This window comes from Anaerostipes sp. CAG:276 (assembly GCF_000432215.1).
Classification (GTDB): domain Bacteria; phylum Bacillota; class Clostridia; order Lachnospirales; family Lachnospiraceae; genus Anaerostipes; species Anaerostipes caccae.
The window spans coordinates 82,096-98,568 of the sequence record NZ_FR889199.1; the positions used below are offsets into that span (position 1 = coordinate 82,096).

Consider the following 16,473-nt stretch of genomic DNA (forward strand, 5'->3'; position numbering starts at 1 on the left):
TCCAACGGCAGTCATTATTAACTAATTTAATAATCAAAACTATCATTATATCATAAGACTATTTTGCCGCAAACTATTTCAAAAAATTACGCCACATAAAAAGACAGATCCTGTCTGCATACAGAACCTGCCTTCTTTCATTATCGTATTCTTTAGAAGTTAAACCCTTCAATCGTAGCAAAATAATCTTCCGGCGTCTCAGCCCTTCTGATCATCTCCGTGCTTCCGTCCTCTTTCAATAAAATCTCCGCTGATTTTAATTTTCCGTTGTAGTTATATCCCATGGCAAAACCATGTGCTCCGGTATCATGGATCACCAGCAGGTCTCCGTTCTCAATCTCGGGAAGCTTTCTGTCGATGGCGAATTTATCGTTATTTTCACAGAGAGATCCGGTGATGTCATACATGTGGTCACACGGCTCATTTTCTTTTCCCACCACAGTAATATGGTGGTAAGCTCCGTACATCGCCGGACGCATCAGGTTGACCGCACAGGCATCCACGCCGATATATTCTTTGTGGGTGTGCTTTTCATGGATCGCCTTTGTCACCAGATGACCGTTCGGCGCCAGCATATAGCGGCCCAGTTCCGTAAAGATCTTCACATCTCCCATACCCGCAGGGACAAGTACTTCATCAAAAGCCTTGTGTACCCCTTCACCGATCACTGCAATGTCATTGCCCTCCTGATCCGGAAGATAAGGGACACCAACGCCGCCTGAGAGATTGATAAATCCGATGTGCACACCGGTCTCTTTCTGGAGTTCCACTGCCAGTTCAAACAGCTGTTTTGCAAGGGTCGGATAATACTCATTAGTCACTGTGTTGCTGGCCAGGAAAGAATGAATTCCGAATTCTTTGACACCCAGTTCTTTCAGTTTTAAAAACGCCTCTGTCATCTGAGCCCTCGTCATGCCGTACTTAGCGTCTCCGGGGTTATCCATGATATCTGTTCCGAGAGAGAACACACCGCCCGGATTGTACCGGCAGGAAATGACTTCCGGGATTCCCGCTGCTTCTTTCAGAAAGTCAATATGTGTGATGTCATCCAGATTGATCGTGGCTCCCAGTTTTTTCGCAAGCACAAATTCTTCAGCCGGTGTGTCGTTGGAAGAAAACATGATCTCACTTCCATCAAATCCGCAGCGGTCAGACATCATAAGTTCTGTCAGTGAAGAACAGTCGGTTCCGCATCCCTCTTCCTTTAAAATCTTTAAGATCGTAGGATTCGGTGTCGCTTTCACAGCAAAATATTCTTTAAATCCTTTGTTCCAGGAAAATGCCTTATTTAAATTCCGTGCAGTCTCCCGGATTCCTTTTTCATCATATAAATGAAACGGAGTCGGATACTTCTTTACGATGTCATCTAATTGCTCTTTTGTTACAAACGGTTTTTTTGCCATTTTATTGATTCCCTTTCTTGATTTCTAATAGTTTTATCTCATTGGCGAGAGCGTCTTTGAATACCTCTGCCAGGTTATGATTGCTGGAATACAGACAGGCTGCATTATACCGGTCCACAAGATCGCCCGTGAGCACATAGGTAGAGTCTGTGATCAGGCGGATCTGTTCTTTCTTATGCTCCGTCAGATAGATGATGGCCCCTTTAAGCTCAAAAGGCTCATTGGTAATGATCACTACTTTGATGCCGCGGCCGGCTAAATCGGTAAAATACTCCCGGAACATGTTCAGCTTTTCGTTGGAAGCAGACACATAGACCCGTTCTTTTGTCTCCCTCAGCATATTCGTAAACTTGTCAAGGATCTGTCTTTCCCCTTTGATGGTCAGATATGCCCCCTTATTAATCCTCTGTTTCGGAAGTTTTGCAGCAAGCTCTTTTTTGCTTTTTTTCAAGTCCCGGATCTTATTGTCACAGAACTCCTCCACAGGCACTGCCTGATATTTCACAGTGTCTTCCTCGGACATATAGGCGGCCCCTTTTTCCACAAGTCCTGCCAGCGCATTGTAGGTGTTGGACCTGGAGATGCCGCTTTTTTTCGCTGCCTCATATCCATTCAGTTCTCCCTCCAAGACCAGAAGAACATAGAGATTCGCTTCCTGCCTGGTGAGCCCGAAATTCATCAGACATTCAACATTTTCCATTCTGCGCCTCCATTCGTGTTCCTTTATAGGAATACTATAATACGGCGACATTTTTTTGTCAATAAACGTTATTAAAAAAAATGATCATTCAGCAGCTGTGCTTCTTATTTTTCTTACGGTACATCTTTTTATCCGCCAAAGAAATCGGCTTGTCCAGCGACAGACAGTCATCCGGAAACACAGCGCTCCCTGCGCTGCATCCCTTAAACGGTATATAACAGTCAGTCACACTGAAGCTGAGGTGTGAAAGCTTTTCTAAAAATTCTTCCGGGTCTTTTTCCATAAACAGACAGATAAACTCATCGCCCGACATACGGTACAGCATACCCTGATTTTTCAAAAACTTTTCTGTCTTCCCGGCAAACACACAGAGATACTCATCTCCGGCCAGATGCCCGTACAGATCGTTCACCTGTTTAAAGCAGTCCAGATCGATAAAAATCAAATAAAATCTCTGATTCTTCCGGATCAATTCCTGCGCGTCATGGAACAGGCTGTTGCGGTTTTTTAATCCTGTCAGGCTGTCCATATAGGCGATCTCTTTTAATCATTTATATTTTTATAATTTATTACCAGATAATATATAATAATAAAATTCAAGGTGACATTCAGCGCCATCACAAGCAGACATATGACTTTCAGAATACGGTTTTGGGGATAAGTAAATTGTACATTAAACAATACCATAGTTAAAAACCAGCTGAAACTGAAAATCAGGAAAATATTCTTTGTTCTGTCTTCCATGAACTTCAGTGCTCTTACCAGCTTCTCTCTGATCCATGAGACAAAGAATACTGCCGGAAACTTTCATTTAAAATTTTTCACACAAAAAGCGCATCCCATCTGGAGATGCGCTTTCCTTCATATATTATTTTACTCGTCTGCTTTTCCCTCAGATCCGAATAACTTGATCTTTGTGATCACCATGTCTTTGATCGCATCTGTACCAGGAGCAAGTAATTTACGCGGGTCAAATCCTTTTCCTTCTCTGTCTTTGCCTGCTTCAATGTATCCGCGTGTAGCCTCGGCAAATGCAATCTGGCACTCTGTGTTTACGTTGATCTTTGCGACTCCGAGAGTGATTGCTTTTTTGATCATGTCATCAGGGATTCCTGTACCGCCGTGCAGTACTAACGGCATGTCTCCTGTCAGCTTCTGGATCGCATCCAGTGTCTCGAAGCTTAATCCTTCCCAGTTTTCAGGATATTTTCCGTGGATGTTTCCGATTCCCGCTGCAAGCATCGTAACACCTAAGTCAGCGACTGCCTTACACTCTTCAGGATCTGCACATTCACCTTTTCCGATGACTCCGTCTTCTTCTCCGCCGATGGAACCTACTTCAGCTTCGATGGACATTCCTTTTCCTCTTGTTACCTGAACCAATTCCTTGGTTTTTTCAATATTCTCTTCGATCGGGTAGTGTGATCCGTCGAACATAACAGAAGAAAAACCTGCTTCGATACAAGCATTGCATCCTTCATAAGAACCATGGTCTAAGTGAAGGGCAACCGGTACAGAAATGTTTAATCCTTCTAACATTCCGTTTACCATTCCAACCACTGTCTTGTATCCTGTCATATATTTTCCGGCACCTTCAGAAACACCTAAGATCACCGGTGATCTTGTCTCTTCTGCTGCCAATAAGATTGCCTTTGTCCACTCCAGATTATTGATGTTAAACTGTCCTACAGCGTAGTGTCCGGCTTTTGCCTTATTCAACATCTCTTTTGCTGATACTAACATGATAAATCCTCCATAATTCTTTAATGAATTGTTATTTTTTTCACATCAAACTTATTATATCCTATTTGGCCAAGTTGCGCAAGTCACAGGGTTCCCAAAAAAGCCGGGACTAACAGGGAAAACTTACTGCATTTATTCCAGCCGTTCCTGCTCTTATATCCGTACGAGCAGCATATACAGCACTGTTCCGCCTGCAATGCTGAGCAGGGTGTTCCTCTTCCAAAGGTGAAGCAGAATGACTGCCGCCCCTGCCGCCAGGCTCCACAGTTTCTGAAGAGCAGGCTGAATTGTCAGTTCTTTAAAACAATACACCACAAGTGCCGCGATGATAGCCGCCGGAAGTACCTTTCCCAGATAGCCGATCATTTTAGGCATGCCTTTCTTTCCTCCAAATAATACAAACGGAAGTACTCTCGTAAAAAGTGTGACAAATGCTACCACTGCCATAATAGAAACCGCCTTCATCATTCCTTACATTCCCCCTTTTGCTCCTCTCTTATAAAGCCAAGGCACATGACTGCCGCAAGTATCAGCAGTGAGGGCAGTAAAAACCGGTCCGGTCCCAACAGAATCAAGAAGAAAACGGAAACAGCAAGTCCTGCTGCCGCTGCGCCGTGTTTTTTGGAATTTTTCCACTGGTCCAGAAAAATCACCAGAAACAGTGCTGTCATGGAGAACTCGATGCCCTTAAAATCAAATGGAAGCAGACCTCCTGCCAGTGCCCCGATCAGAGAACCAGCTGCCCAATAAGCCTGATCCAAAGCTGAGATCCAGAACATGATCCTGGGTTCCGCCTCTGTTTTCTCATCCGGAATAGAGCAGAGGACCGAATACGTCTCATCTGTCAGAGAGAATACCATATAAGGGTAATATCTGCCCATTTTCCTGAAACGCTCCACGAAGGAGAGACCGTAAAACATATGCCTGCCGTTGATAAACAGTGTTGTGAGTGCCACAAGGCCCAATGGCGCTCCTGCTGCGAGAAAAGACACTAAGACAAACTGCATAGAACCGGCATATATGAACAGGCTTGCAGCCAGTGTCCAGAACGGCCCGTATCCTGCCTTTGACATAAGGATGCCGAACGCAATTCCCAGAAATATATATCCAAAGAAAACCGGTATGGATTTTGTAACTGCATATTTGAAATGTTCTTTCGTATTTCTCACTGTTTCTAACCCTCCAGGCATTAAATAAGCTTTTCCAGGAGGGCCACAGATGCCATGGCATCCTCCGCATAGTAGTCGGCTCCGATACTATTTGCAATATCTTCTGTGAGCACCGCTCCTCCTACCCAGATCGGACAGCTGCAGTCCTCCTCCCGGAGTCTTTGAATGGTTTTTTCCATCGATATGACCGTAGTCGTCATCAGTGCGCTCAGGCCGATTGCCTTCGGCTGATACTTCTTCCATGCCTCTGCTACCTTTTCTATCTTCACATCTTTGCCGAGGTCGATAATCCGGTATCCATAGCTTTCCAGGACGACTTTGACGATGTTTTTCCCGATATCATGGATATCACCCTCCACAGTGGCCATCACCACCGGTCCTTTTTCCTCGCCTGCATCTGCGGTGAAACACTGCTTCACAACCTCAAAGGCTTTTTTTGTCGTCTCTGCCGACTGGATCAGCTGAGGGAGAAAGATCTTCCCCGTCTCATAGTCTTTTCCAACCACATTAAGAGCCGGAATAATCACCTCATTGATCAGTACCAGCGGTTCTTTCTTTTCCAGTTCTTCTCTCGTCTTTGCCTCCACTTCATCCTTCAGTCCGTGGAGAATGATGTCGTGGAGAGAGAACTCTGTCTGAACTGCTGCTTTCGTCTCTGCCGCATTTGACTGATTCCTGATGTAGCTTTCACTGTCGATATCTTTATAAAACAAGACATGAAACGCATCGATGGTGCCCATAAGCTCCTTATCCAGAGGATTAATGATCGGCAGATCCAGCCCGGCCTGCATGGCAAGTGCGAGAAATGTCCGGTTTAAGAGCGGACGGTTCGGAAGGCCGAAGGAGACGTTGGAGACGCCCAAAACAGTATGCACTCCCAGCTTCTTTACCATCTCTATCGCTTTTAGCGTTTCCTTTACTTCCTTTTGCTGTGCAGAAGCCGTCAGGGTCAGACAGTCGATGATAATGTCTTCTTTCCCAATGCCGTATTCCGCCGCCTTCGCAATGATTTTTTGTGCGATTTCAAATCTCTCTTCTGCTTTCAGAGGAATTCCCTCATCTAACGTCAGACCGATTACAACGCCCCCATATTTTTTCACGATTGGAAAAATGGCTTCCATGACTTCGTCTTTTCCGTTGACAGAGTTGATCAGCGGCTTTCCGTTGTAATACCGGCATGCCAGCTCAATGGCCCGGGCATTGGAACTGTCGATCTGAAGCGGCAGGGTGATCACTTCCTGGAGGAGTTTTACCACATGTTTCATCGTCTCCGGTTCATCGATACCCGGCAGACCCACATTTACATCCAGCACATCGGCTCCCGCCTCATCCTGTTTGATTGCCTCCGATACGAGCTCATCATACCGTTCTTCTTTCAGGGCCAGCTTCAGTTTCTTCTTTCCGGTTGGATTAAGCCGTTCCCCGCAGACGATGACCCGGTCTCCGAATGTAACGGTTTTTGTCTGGCTGGACACCCTCGTCTTTTTTTCAATCTTTCTCGGTGCCGCTTTTTTCGGAGCCGCGGCTTTTAACTTCCGGATAAATTCCGGAGTCGTTCCGCAGCACCCTCCTGCGGCGGAGATGCCGTCTTTCAAATATCCCTGCATAAGCTCAGCATATTCATCGCTGGTCACATGATAATGGGTCTCCCCGTGTTCCAGGCATGGAAGTCCTGCATTTGGCTGAATCATCACAGGCACAGAAGATACGCTTAAAATTTCTTCAATGATCGGCCCCAGCTCTGCCGGTCCTAAAGAACAGTTGACGCCCAGCATATCCGCTCCCAGACCCTGCACTGTATTTACAAAGGTGACCGGATCATTTCCGGACAGAGTCCGCCCGTTCTGTTCAAATGTCATAGTCACAAACACCGGCAGAGATGTGTTTTCTTTTACTGCCAGGATACCGGCTTTCACCTCATACAGATCGCTCATCGTCTCAAACAGCACCGCATCCACATCATGTTTCACCGTTTCCACCTGTGAAAGGATGATGTCATAGGCTTCATCGAACGTAAGGGTACCCATGGGTTCTAAAAGCTGTCCGATGGGACCGATGTCGAGTACGATATAGGCATCCTGTTCACGCCCTGCATTTTTTCTTGCCTCATTTGCATTGGAAACCGCGGCGCGCAGCATATCCCGGTATTCGTATTTTGACTCCTGCATTTTCAGTTCATTGCATCCGAATGTGTTGGTCGTGATAAAGTCTGCTCCTGCCCCAAGATATTTTTCATGAATCGATACGATCAGCTCCGGTCTGTCAATATTTAATTCTTCGGGGATATCTCCGGCGCGGAGTCCTGCCTCCTGAAGCTGGGTCCCCATGGCCCCGTCAAATATGAGTAAGTCTTTTCCGATTCTGTCTAGTAACATCTCTGGCCTCTCTTTCTAAATGCACAGTCTTCTTTCATTACACACTGTCCGCACTGTTTTTTCCTCTCAGGCGTGCCGATACCTATGAGACCCAGCATGGATTTCTGAGGTATCATCAGATGATCCGGCGTAAGTGTGACCCCAAGAGTTTTCCCAACATCGAGCACTCTTGCGATCTCCCTGTTGAAGGACAGCGGAATATCACCATAGCCCGGACAGAGTCGGTATGATCTGTTTGGATACCCCAGCCCTTCTTCATACTCATCGCAGTAAGCTTCCAGATAAGCGCTTCCCGCCGCATCCATAACGGCTGCTTTTGTCATATTGCTTTTTTCGTAGTACTTTACCTTTCGCTCCAGGGTGACCCCGAGGGTCGCTCCGATAAAAAGGCAGTGGCTGCACTGCAAGAAAGCCTCCTGTATCTGATCCCCGGGGAGATGAACTCCCAGTTCTTTTATATAGGGCGTTTCCCCTGACAGCTCAAATCTGCGTGAGATAACCTTGGGCTGGGAAGCCTGTTTCACCTCCCGGATACAATCATCCAGCAGGCTTTCCATCTCATCCGTGATCTGCTGCCCCGAATGCCCTAAGTATTTCAGTGTATTTTCTTTAATCATGATTCAGCTCTTTTAACACGGTCGGAATATTTCCAAAGATCCTCTGCGCGATCTCCGGCTTATTCATCGTATAGATATGAATTCCGTCCACCCCGTTTGTGATCAGGTCTATGATCTGGTGGGCAGCATAGTTAATCCCGATCTCTTTCATAGCCTCAGGATAATTATAATATGTCTCGATCATCGTGGAAAGCTGGAACGGAATGGAGCAGCCGCACAATTTGGCCGTGCGCAGAAGAGATTTTGCATTTGTCACCGGCATGATCCCTGCAAGAATCGGAACATCAATGCCTATTTTTCTCGCTTCTTTTACCAGCCGGTAGTAATAGCTGTTGTCAAAGAAAATCTGGGTGATCAGGTATTCTGCCCCCGCATCCACCTTCTTTTTCAGTGCTTCTAAATCATCCCGGAAACAGTCTGCCTCCTGATGGACTTCGGGATAACATGCCCCGGAAAGGCAGAAGGAATCCCCGAAATTTTCTCTGATAAATCCGTTCAGTTCGCTGGCATAGTGAAACTCCAGATCCATTCCCCGGTATTTTTCTTCTTCTCCCGCAGGATAGTCTCCCCTCAGTGACAGAATATTATCGACATTGTGCTCCTTTAATGCCCTGCATTCCGTGAGAATATCTTCTTTTGTGGATGTAATGCAGCTTAGATGAGCTACGGACTCGATCTGATACTTATTTTTAATGGCCGATGCGATCTCCACGGTCTTTCCCTTGGAAGATCCGCCGGCTCCGTATGTAACACTGATAAAATCCGGGTCCAGTTTTGCCAGTTCCTCAATGGTATAGTAAATGGAAGAAATATCCCCTTCTTTGTTCTTGGGCGGGAATACTTCAAATGAAATGGTGGCCTTTTCCTTTAGTAATTCTGATATCTTCATCTGCTTCTCCTTTATTCCTGTAATACATTAAAGCAATTTTATCATGTTCGATTTTCTCTGTCTACACAGAAAAAGCGATGTCTGACAGGCTTCTTTCAGCCTGAGCAGACATCGTTTTATCCGAATCTTTCTATTTTTTAACTGCCTTAAAAGCTTCACTTAGATCTTCAAGAATATCATCTATGTTCTCTGTTCCGATGGAAAGTCTGATAGTATTTGCTCTCAGCCCCTGTTCTTTCAATTCTTCCTCATTCAGCTGTGAATGAGTCGTAGATGCCGGATGAATCACGAGAGATTTCACATCGGCTACATTTGCCAGCAGCGAAAAGATCTCCAGATTGTCAATGAACTCTTTTGCCGTCCTGTCATCTCCCTTGATCTCAAACGTAAAGATCGAACCGCCGCCGTTTGGAAAATATTTTTCATACAATTTCTTTTGTTCTTCATCTGCGGTCACAGAAGGGTGATGCACCGCCTCCACCTGGGGATGCTGACTCAAAAATTCTACCGTTTTCAGTGCATTTTCCACATGCCTTTCCACTCTTAAAGATAATGTCTCCAATCCCTGGAGAAATAGGAATGCGTGAAATGGAGAAAGGGCTGCTCCCATATCTCTAAGCAGAATTGCGCGGATCTTTGTGACGAATGCTGCTCTGCCCGCTGCTTTCGTAAAGCTGATGCCGTGATAGCTTGCATTTGGCTCGGTCAGGGAAGGAAATTTCCCTGATGCCTCCCAGTCAAAATTTCCGCTGTCTACAATAACCCCTCCAATGGCAGTCCCATGACCTCCGATAAATTTTGTTGCAGAGTGTACGACGATATCCGCTCCATACTCAATGGGACGGATTAAATAAGGAGTCCCGAATGTATTGTCGATTACAAGAGGTATCCGGTGTCTGTGTGCAATCTCTGCCATCTTCTCTATATCCGCCACATCCGAATGAGGATTGCCCAATGTTTCAATAAACACTGCTTTTGTGTTTTCTTTGACAGCTGCTTCCACGGCTCCATCCTCAAAAATGTCCACAAACGTTGTTTCCACTCCGAATTCCGGCAGCGTGTGGGCCAGAAGATTATAGCTTCCGCCATAAATATTTTTTGCTGCTACAATATGATCTCCGTTTTGTGCAAGGTTTTGGATCGTATATGTAATGGCTGCTGCGCCGGACGCTGTGGCAAGTGCCGCCGCTCCTCCTTCCAGAGCTGCTATGCGCTGTTCAAATACATCCTGAGTCGGGTTGGTCAGTCTGCCGTAAATGTTTCCGGCATCGCTTAAATCAAATCTGGCCGCTGCGTGCTCACTGTCGTGAAAGACATAAGAAGATGTCTGGTAAATGGGAACTGCCCTGGCGTCAGTAGCCGGATCAGCCTGCTCCTGTCCCACATGCAGCTGCAGTGTTTCAAATTTCAAATTTCTTTCTTCTCTGGATTTCTTCTGATACATGGCTTTCTCTCCATTTCCTATATGACTGGTATGAATTGTTTTGTTGTATTATAAAAAGCATTTCATATAAAGTCAATAGGAAATTGGAATTTTATTGATTCTCATTCGTGCTCAGGATTTATCAGTTTTCTAAGATGCTGTAACTCCTTCCTATTTTGTCAAAGTCCAGAACCGCTGCGTCGTCATTTTGAAAAACAGCTCCGGTTCCTTTTGCATTCATTGCCCGGGCAAATCCAAGCTTATTTAACATGGAAAATACTCTCCTCACTGTTGAGACACTGACACTGTACTGTTGGCAGGCTGTGCGTATATGTACACAGATTTATGATTGATGAATTTGTGAGACAGTGGTATTATTCTAAGGGAGTATTATTGGGGTGATAATAATGACTTATTTAGTTTGTTTTCTTTTTCTTTCTGTAATTCTTTTTTACAGGCTAAGACAAAAGCAGGTTGAAAGGATCGCATTCACAGATGCATTGACAGGAGGAATGAATGATACGGCATTTCGGGCAGCATATGAAAAACTGGCGGCTCGGATGGAACCTTCCACTTATGCGGTCGTTTTTCTAAATATAAAAGGCTTTAAATTTATAAATGAATATTTTGGATCTGCTGCAGGAAATGATACATTAAAGTATATCTACAGTAAGCTCATCCGGCACATCTGCACCGGAGAAATAGCTGCCCGGGACAATTCAGACTGTTTTTTTCTTTGTCTGAAAGAACACAGCAAAGAAGCAATCAGATACCGGCTCCAGAAAATGACTGCAGATATCAATTCTTTTAATGCATCTTCAGATATTGAATATCAGTTTACTATTCTGCAGGGCATTTATCTTGTTGATGACCCGAAACTGGATGTCACGATCGTACTTGACCGGGCCAGGACAGCCTGCAGACAGCGGCACGGAACAGATCCGTGTTCTTTCTTTCATCCGGAGATGGCAAAACAGATGCAGTTAGAGTATGAACTAAACACTATGTTTGAAGACTCCATAAAAAAACGAGATTTTCAGATCTATCTCCAGCCCAAGGTCAGATTGGCTGATCTGACACTCAGCGGAGCCGAGGCATTGGTCAGATGGATTCATCCGGATAAAGGCATGATCTGTCCTTCAGACTTTATACCGCTGTTTGAAGAGAACGGTAAAATTTGCAGACTGGATCTGTATGTATACGAGACAGTCTGCGCTTATCTTCATAAGCGGATAGAACAGCAGAAGGATCTGTTTCCGATATCCGTTAATTTATCCAGAGCGCATTTCAAGGACCTGAATTTTCTCAGAAAGTTTTCTGAATTAAAGGCCAAGTATGGGATTCCCGACGGTATGATTGAATTTGAATTAACCGAATACAGTTTTTTAGACAAGCAGCAGCGGGAGATGGTGAAGAACTGCATTAAACAAATGCACAGGCTGGGATTTCATTGTGCCTTGGATGATTTCGGTGTTGGGTATTCTGCACTTGCACTGCTGAAGGATTTTGATGTGGATACAATAAAGCTGGACCGTCAGTTCTTTGTCGATATGACAAACCCAAAGGCCCAGACAATCATCTCCGGATTTATTGAAATTTCAGAGAAGTTAGGTATCCATCTGGTAGCGGAGGGAATAGAAACAAAGGAACAGATGGAACTTTTAAAACAGTTCCATTGTGAGATGGTTCAGGGGTATTATTTTTCCAAGCCCCTGACAATCGATGAATTTGAAAAATGGAAGGATACAATGCAGAAGCAGAAAGTATTCAAATAATGAAGCAGTGCCGGAACCTTTTTCGTTTCCGCACTGCTTTCTGTGTTACACGCATTTAATTAATAAAAATCTCCCAAATAATCATAATGATAAAAATATAATCCTATATCTCTCAGTATCCCAAATCCAAAAAATACTGCCAGTCCCACATACAGCATCCACATACGGAAACGAAAGATTTCCCCAGTTCCCTTTCCTGTTTTCCTGACCAATGCTCCAATGCCAAGCCACCCCGCAATCAATACAAGATAGGCAAACGTTGGATTGCATTTCAGCGATGTCAAAAAATCAAGCCTTAAAAAAGCCAGCGCCGCCCTGGTCCCTCCGCAGGCGGGGCAGTAAAGATTGGTGACCAGCTTAAATACACATGGAAATGCCGGAATAAATTTTAGAATCTTTTGCATCATTTAGATTTCTTCGTCCCAGTTGTCATTTGTGTCTACATCGTCCGTATCATCCCAAAAATCATCGTTATCAGGCTTGGTGTCATGAGTATCATAATTATTAATGTAGCTCTCAAAATCGCCGCCTGCAAGATTTACAGCCACGAAAACAGTGATCATGATGGAGAGGACCAGTCCGCAGATGCCGCAGATCAGACCTGCCACAGCCTTGCCGTCTTTCTTTCCCATGTATTTCGGGGAAATACAGAATAATACGATCGCAACGATGCCAAGGACAAATGATACCGGAAAACAGCAGCAGGCCAGTGCGATCGCCAGGACACCCAGCACAAGAGAGACCGTTGCATAATTGTTCTGAGGGGGCTCTTCCTGACTCTGATATGCCGGTCCGCCGGTCTGGCCTCCCTGATATCCGTAATTCGCCTGTTGATTCTGCTGATAATAATATCCGCTCTCACCTACTACAATCGTATCAGATGAAGCTGTCTGAGACTGCACCTCCTCTGCTTCCGGTTCGCTTTGAACTTCAGTCTCTCTCTGGATATCATTCTCTTCCTGACTTTCAAACTCCTGCACCTGTTCCTTGATCTCTTCTCCTGTATAAGGGTCATATCTCTTCTCTTCCATATATTTTTATGCTCTCCTTTCCTTTAGGTATCTTATCATGCCGGGTCCCAGACTCTCATTTGGCCTGGAGATAAAACCATGGGCCTCATAAAAGGCTTCTCTTCCCTTTGCACACATCAGGTCCAGCATCATCTCTGTGTCATCCTCCCGGATACTCTCCACAAAAGCAATCAGATTTTCAATTATTTTGCTTCCGACACCGGCCTTTTGGTAGTCCGGATGTATCATGAGATCCTGGATATAACAGATGACCGCTCCGTCCCCCACGATCCGCCCCATGCCGACGATCCTGTCATCCGCATAGGCCGCCACCACATAAAGACTGTTTTTCAGCGCCTTCACGGCCTGAGTCCTGGTGAGCTTTTTAAAGCCTACGGCTTCCCGGAGCCAAAGGTAGGTATCCACTCCGATGTGATTTGCAACTAGTGTAATCATCTTCATTCCTTCTATCTGTTGTAATTCATTTTGATATTATAACACGAAGCCCGGTTTTGTGATATAATTTAATAAAAAAAGTGAGGAGCCTTTATGGATTTTCAAATACTAGACTTTATCCAAACACATATAAGAACCCCGTTCCTGGATGATTTCTTCTCCAGGATCACACATTTAGGCGACGCGGGCACGATATGGATTCTGATCGCCGTTATCCTTCTGTTCACAAAAAAATACAGAAAAGCGGGTGTCGGCATGCTCATTGCTATGCTGGTTACTTACATATTAGGGGATCATATCATCAAGCCTTTGGTGGGCCGGGCAAGACCTTTTACCTATCGGGATATCAAACTTCTGATTCCTCCTCCGGGCCAGTATTCTTTTCCGTCCGGTCATACAGCTTCTTCTTTCTGTGCCGCCGTATCCTTGTTTTTATACGACAAAAAGCTGGGAATCCCAGCTTTTGTCCTGGCAGCACTGATCGCGTTCAGCAGGCTGTATCTGTATGTACATTATCCAACCGATGTCCTCGGCGGGATCCTACTGGGCACTGTCTGTGCAGTCACTGTGTTCCTGCTGCTTCGACGCAATGGACACGTCGATGGAACAGTCTGAAACGTGGTCTGAGTTAATGGACAGTCCGTAGTCGATGTGCAGCGCCATGCTGTCTTCTTTCTCCTCAAGGTCGATCTTGCTTGTATTGATCCCAAGCAGAAGGCTTCCGAAAGGAGTGTCATAATAAGTGAGGTTTTCTTTTCCCCGCTCAAATACCATATGGGAGCTGCTGGCTCCCTTTTTTGTTACTTCCACGACCTTCGGGCTGATCTTGAGACGGTTTTTTACGACCTGGGAATCGTCGGTCAGCTCATCATAAATGACATAGTGCTTTCCGTTTTTCAGATAGTAATCCCCTGTCGTCATCAGCTCGATAGGTTCTTCCGTACCGGCATCCAGCTGAAGACCGGAAATATTGATAATCACTTCTTTGTTCATTTGTCTCCTCTAATACCTTTCAATATCTATGGGCTGTACTTTTTCCACATGACAGGGCAGAACCCGGTCCGCAAAACTCAGAAACTGATCTTCCATATCGCTGACATAATAATGATACTCAGCTGTATGGCCGCTCTCCGCCTCCATCTCCCTTTCTTTCAGAAGTTCCCTCAGAGATTTCGCCGTCTCGTAGGCGGGATTGATCAAGGTTACATTGTCACCCACAAAATTTTTGATGGGATTTTGCAGCAAAGGATAGTGGGTACATCCAAGGATCAGGGAATCGATCTGATACTGGTCAAACTCCCGCAAATATCTGGATACCATGTCTTCTGTGATCCTGTCGTCGATCAGTCCCTCTTCCACGAGGGGCACAAACAGAGGGCAGGCTTTTGTCACCACGGTTACATCCGGGTTCAGTTCCCTTAAATACTTTCCATACTGGCCGCTCTTTACAGTGGCATTGGTTCCAATGATGCCGATATGGTGATTCTTCGTGGCCCTGGCGGCCGCAATAGCCCCCGGACGCACCATGCCGATCATGGGAACGATATATTCCTGCTGGAGCTTGTGCATAGCAAGGGCGCTGGCCGTATTGCAGGCTATCACAATGGCCTTTACATTTTTGCTCAACAGGAAATTTACGATCTGCCTGGAGTACCGGATGACCGTATCTTTCGACTTCGTACCATAGGGTACCCTGGCCGTATCTCCGAAATAGATCATGCTTTCATCGGGAAGCTGTCTCATGATCTCCCTGGCTACGGTAAGCCCCCCGACCCCTGAGTCAAATACTCCGATGGGCGCATTGTCACGTACACTGCTCATATTTATTCAAACCTTTCTTCCGCAAGACGGATCAGCTCGTCTGCAAGGGCCGGCGTTTTGATTCCCTGGGCCGCCCAGAGCATCGGATACATGCTGATGGACGTAAATCCTGGAAGTGTATTGATCTCATTGAACACGACCTCCCCATTCTCTGCAATAAAGAAGTCTACGCGGGAAAGACCGTATCCGTCAACAGCCTTAAAAATCTCAGCTGCGGATTTCCGGATCTCCTCTCTCGTCTCCTCCGGCATCGGAGGATCGATCAGGGTCTTTGATTCCTGGTTATTATATTTGGCATCATAATCATAGAAATCGGCAGCGGCCAGAATTTCTCCCACACCGGAAGCCTTTATCTCTTTTCCTCCGAGGACGGCGCATTCCACTTCCCGTCCAACGATGGTCTCCTCCACTAAAATATTGCGGTCATGTTCGGCAGCCTTTGACAGTGCTTTTGAAAGTGCTTCCCTGTCCTCCGCCTTGGAAACTCCCACGGAAGACCCTGCCCGGGAAGGCTTCACAAACATCGGATAAGAAAGCTTTGCCTCTGCCCGGTCAAGAGCGTCCTCCATCTGAGTTAAGTCACTCCTGCGGATATGGACAAACTGTGCCTGCCGGATTCCAAGGTCTTCCACAATGATCTTTGTATAAACCTTATCCATCGATACCGCGGAAGCCAGTACCCCGCATCCCACATACGGGATCTGAGCCATTTCAAACAGTCCCTGAATGGTCCCGTCTTCTCCGTTTAAACCGTGAAGCACCGGGAAGATTACATCCACAGGCTGCAGCCGGTATGTACCCTCTGCGAGGAGTACCAATGCCTTATCTTCTGTATCCGGAGAAATAATCGCATTCACCCTGGATTCTCTCCAGCTTCCGTCTTCAATCTCTTTTAATTTATCCACAAGCAGCCAGCGGCCGTCTTTTGTTATCCCCACTAAAATCACATTATATTTTTCTTCATCCAGGCTTCGTATGACTGTGGCAGCCGAAACACAGGACACTTCATGTTCGGAGGATCTTCCCCCGAAGATCACAGCGATATTTTTCTTCATCTCTGACTTACATCTCCTTCCGAGTGCGCAATGCTAT

19 protein-coding genes are annotated in these 16,473 nt (G+C 45.7%); 2 read left to right on the plus strand and 17 right to left on the minus strand.

Annotated features, from left to right (window positions below; all coding sequences use genetic code 11):
- Positions 1-152: 152 nt before the first annotated feature.
- From QVP35_RS12135 to QVP35_RS12185, 11 genes are all read right to left on the minus strand, one after another.
- Positions 153-1,403: a diaminopimelate decarboxylase gene (locus tag QVP35_RS12135; RefSeq protein ID WP_009289260.1), complete on the minus strand. Its 1,251-nt coding sequence runs from the start codon at positions 1,401-1,403 to the stop codon at positions 153-155.
- A 1-nt stretch (position 1,404) separates the two neighbouring features.
- Complete coding sequence (locus tag QVP35_RS12140; RefSeq protein ID WP_009289261.1) at positions 1,405-2,103, minus strand: TrmB family transcriptional regulator; 699 nt, start codon at positions 2,101-2,103, stop codon at positions 1,405-1,407.
- A gap of 88 nt (positions 2,104-2,191) precedes the next feature.
- Positions 2,192-2,641, minus strand: coding sequence for a GGDEF domain-containing protein (locus QVP35_RS12145; RefSeq protein WP_287629951.1), 450 nt, complete (start codon positions 2,639-2,641; stop codon positions 2,192-2,194).
- A gap of 335 nt (positions 2,642-2,976) precedes the next feature.
- Positions 2,977-3,846, minus strand: a complete 870-nt coding sequence (fba, locus tag QVP35_RS12150; protein WP_006567467.1) for a class II fructose-1,6-bisphosphate aldolase — start codon at positions 3,844-3,846, stop codon at positions 2,977-2,979.
- 153 nt (positions 3,847-3,999) lie between these two features.
- Entirely contained in the window at positions 4,000-4,314 is a 315-nt protein-coding gene (locus QVP35_RS12155; RefSeq protein WP_009289264.1) for a branched-chain amino acid transporter permease, read from the minus strand.
- On the minus strand, positions 4,311-5,036 hold the full coding sequence (locus QVP35_RS12160; RefSeq protein WP_006567469.1) for an AzlC family ABC transporter permease: 726 nt from the start codon (positions 5,034-5,036) through the stop codon (positions 4,311-4,313). Before QVP35_RS12160 ends, QVP35_RS12155 begins: the two co-directional genes overlap by 4 nt.
- Entirely contained in the window at positions 5,036-7,390 is a 2,355-nt protein-coding gene (locus QVP35_RS12165) for a homocysteine S-methyltransferase family protein (protein ID WP_009289266.1), read from the minus strand. The genes QVP35_RS12160 and QVP35_RS12165 overlap by 1 nt, the downstream gene beginning before the upstream one ends.
- Entirely contained in the window at positions 7,381-8,007 is a 627-nt protein-coding gene (locus QVP35_RS12170; protein WP_022261198.1) for a vitamin B12 dependent methionine synthase activation domain protein, read from the minus strand. The genes QVP35_RS12165 and QVP35_RS12170 overlap by 10 nt, the downstream gene beginning before the upstream one ends.
- Complete coding sequence (gene metF, locus QVP35_RS12175) at positions 8,000-8,896, minus strand: methylenetetrahydrofolate reductase [NAD(P)H] (protein ID WP_006567472.1); 897 nt, start codon at positions 8,894-8,896, stop codon at positions 8,000-8,002. The genes QVP35_RS12170 and metF overlap by 8 nt, the downstream gene beginning before the upstream one ends.
- A 130-nt stretch (positions 8,897-9,026) precedes the next feature.
- The gene (locus QVP35_RS12180) at positions 9,027-10,340 is read right to left on the minus strand and encodes an O-acetylhomoserine aminocarboxypropyltransferase/cysteine synthase family protein (RefSeq protein ID WP_006567474.1); all 1,314 of its coding nucleotides are present in this window, start codon (positions 10,338-10,340) and stop codon (positions 9,027-9,029) included.
- 121 nt (positions 10,341-10,461) lie between these two features.
- Positions 10,462-10,590: a hypothetical protein gene (locus tag QVP35_RS12185; protein WP_022261199.1), complete on the minus strand. Its 129-nt coding sequence runs from the start codon at positions 10,588-10,590 to the stop codon at positions 10,462-10,464.
- 136 nt (positions 10,591-10,726) lie between these two features.
- On the opposite strand from QVP35_RS12185, the gene QVP35_RS12190 reads away from it, so the two are divergent.
- On the plus strand, positions 10,727-12,094 hold the full coding sequence (locus tag QVP35_RS12190; protein WP_006567476.1) for a putative bifunctional diguanylate cyclase/phosphodiesterase: 1,368 nt from the start codon (positions 10,727-10,729) through the stop codon (positions 12,092-12,094).
- A 59-nt stretch (positions 12,095-12,153) separates the two neighbouring features.
- Here QVP35_RS12190 and QVP35_RS12195 read toward each other — a convergent pair whose 3' ends face one another.
- Genes QVP35_RS12195 through QVP35_RS12205 form a run of 3 tightly spaced genes read right to left on the minus strand, consistent with a single transcriptional unit; the run spans position 12,154 to position 13,560 of the window.
- Entirely contained in the window at positions 12,154-12,501 is a 348-nt protein-coding gene (locus QVP35_RS12195; protein ID WP_022261200.1) for a DUF2752 domain-containing protein, read from the minus strand.
- Complete coding sequence (locus QVP35_RS12200; protein WP_009289270.1) at positions 12,502-13,125, minus strand: DUF4190 domain-containing protein; 624 nt, start codon at positions 13,123-13,125, stop codon at positions 12,502-12,504.
- 6 nt (positions 13,126-13,131) lie between these two features.
- Positions 13,132-13,560: a GNAT family N-acetyltransferase gene (locus QVP35_RS12205; RefSeq protein ID WP_022261201.1), complete on the minus strand. Its 429-nt coding sequence runs from the start codon at positions 13,558-13,560 to the stop codon at positions 13,132-13,134.
- A gap of 93 nt (positions 13,561-13,653) precedes the next feature.
- Here QVP35_RS12205 and QVP35_RS12210 point away from each other — a divergent pair, with 93 nt between their 5' ends.
- Positions 13,654-14,175, plus strand: a complete 522-nt coding sequence (locus QVP35_RS12210) for a phosphatase PAP2 family protein (RefSeq protein WP_009289271.1) — start codon at positions 13,654-13,656, stop codon at positions 14,173-14,175.
- On the opposite strand, the gene QVP35_RS12215 is transcribed toward QVP35_RS12210, so the two are convergent.
- From QVP35_RS12215 to QVP35_RS12225, 3 genes are read right to left on the minus strand one after another with little or no spacing between them, the layout of a single operon-like run.
- Positions 14,101-14,553, minus strand: a complete 453-nt coding sequence (locus QVP35_RS12215; RefSeq protein ID WP_009289272.1) for a DUF1934 domain-containing protein — start codon at positions 14,551-14,553, stop codon at positions 14,101-14,103. The two genes, QVP35_RS12210 and QVP35_RS12215, sit on opposite strands and share 75 nt — an antisense overlap.
- Before the next feature lie 9 nt (positions 14,554-14,562).
- The gene (murI, locus tag QVP35_RS12220; RefSeq protein WP_009289273.1) at positions 14,563-15,381 is read right to left on the minus strand and encodes a glutamate racemase; all 819 of its coding nucleotides are present in this window, start codon (positions 15,379-15,381) and stop codon (positions 14,563-14,565) included.
- Between the two features lie 2 nt (positions 15,382-15,383).
- On the minus strand, positions 15,384-16,436 hold the full coding sequence (locus tag QVP35_RS12225) for a D-alanine--D-alanine ligase family protein (protein WP_006567484.1): 1,053 nt from the start codon (positions 16,434-16,436) through the stop codon (positions 15,384-15,386).
- Between the last annotated feature and the right edge of the window lie 37 nt (positions 16,437-16,473).

Excerpts from the sequence above, each read along its gene's own strand:
- QVP35_RS12190 (WP_006567476.1), top strand. The coding sequence starts at position 10,727 with ATGACTTATTTAGTTTGTTTTCTTTTTCTTTCTGTAATTCTTTTTTAC.
- fba (WP_006567467.1), bottom strand. The coding sequence starts at position 3,846 with ATGTTAGTATCAGCAAAAGAGATGTTGAATAAGGCAAAAGCCGGACAC.
- QVP35_RS12205 (WP_022261201.1), bottom strand. The coding sequence starts at position 13,560 with ATGATTACACTAGTTGCAAATCACATCGGAGTGGATACCTACCTTTGG.
- QVP35_RS12180 (WP_006567474.1), bottom strand. The coding sequence starts at position 10,340 with ATGTATCAGAAGAAATCCAGAGAAGAAAGAAATTTGAAATTTGAAACA.
- QVP35_RS12140 (WP_009289261.1), bottom strand. The coding sequence starts at position 2,103 with ATGGAAAATGTTGAATGTCTGATGAATTTCGGGCTCACCAGGCAGGAA.
- QVP35_RS12200 (WP_009289270.1), bottom strand. The coding sequence starts at position 13,125 with ATGGAAGAGAAGAGATATGACCCTTATACAGGAGAAGAGATCAAGGAA.
- QVP35_RS12135 (WP_009289260.1), bottom strand. The coding sequence starts at position 1,403 with ATGGCAAAAAAACCGTTTGTAACAAAAGAGCAATTAGATGACATCGTA.
- QVP35_RS12185 (WP_022261199.1), bottom strand. The coding sequence starts at position 10,590 with ATGTTAAATAAGCTTGGATTTGCCCGGGCAATGAATGCAAAAGGAACC.
- QVP35_RS12170 (WP_022261198.1), bottom strand. The coding sequence starts at position 8,007 with ATGATTAAAGAAAATACACTGAAATACTTAGGGCATTCGGGGCAGCAG.
- metF (WP_006567472.1), bottom strand. The coding sequence starts at position 8,896 with ATGAAGATATCAGAATTACTAAAGGAAAAGGCCACCATTTCATTTGAA.
- QVP35_RS12165 (WP_009289266.1), bottom strand. The coding sequence starts at position 7,390 with ATGTTACTAGACAGAATCGGAAAAGACTTACTCATATTTGACGGGGCC.
- QVP35_RS12195 (WP_022261200.1), bottom strand. The coding sequence starts at position 12,501 with ATGATGCAAAAGATTCTAAAATTTATTCCGGCATTTCCATGTGTATTT.
- QVP35_RS12215 (WP_009289272.1), bottom strand. The coding sequence starts at position 14,553 with ATGAACAAAGAAGTGATTATCAATATTTCCGGTCTTCAGCTGGATGCC.
- QVP35_RS12160 (WP_006567469.1), bottom strand. The coding sequence starts at position 5,036 with ATGCCTGGAGGGTTAGAAACAGTGAGAAATACGAAAGAACATTTCAAA.
- QVP35_RS12155 (WP_009289264.1), bottom strand. The coding sequence starts at position 4,314 with ATGATGAAGGCGGTTTCTATTATGGCAGTGGTAGCATTTGTCACACTT.
- QVP35_RS12210 (WP_009289271.1), top strand. The coding sequence starts at position 13,654 with ATGGATTTTCAAATACTAGACTTTATCCAAACACATATAAGAACCCCG.
- QVP35_RS12225 (WP_006567484.1), bottom strand. The coding sequence starts at position 16,436 with ATGAAGAAAAATATCGCTGTGATCTTCGGGGGAAGATCCTCCGAACAT.
- murI (WP_009289273.1), bottom strand. The coding sequence starts at position 15,381 with ATGAGCAGTGTACGTGACAATGCGCCCATCGGAGTATTTGACTCAGGG.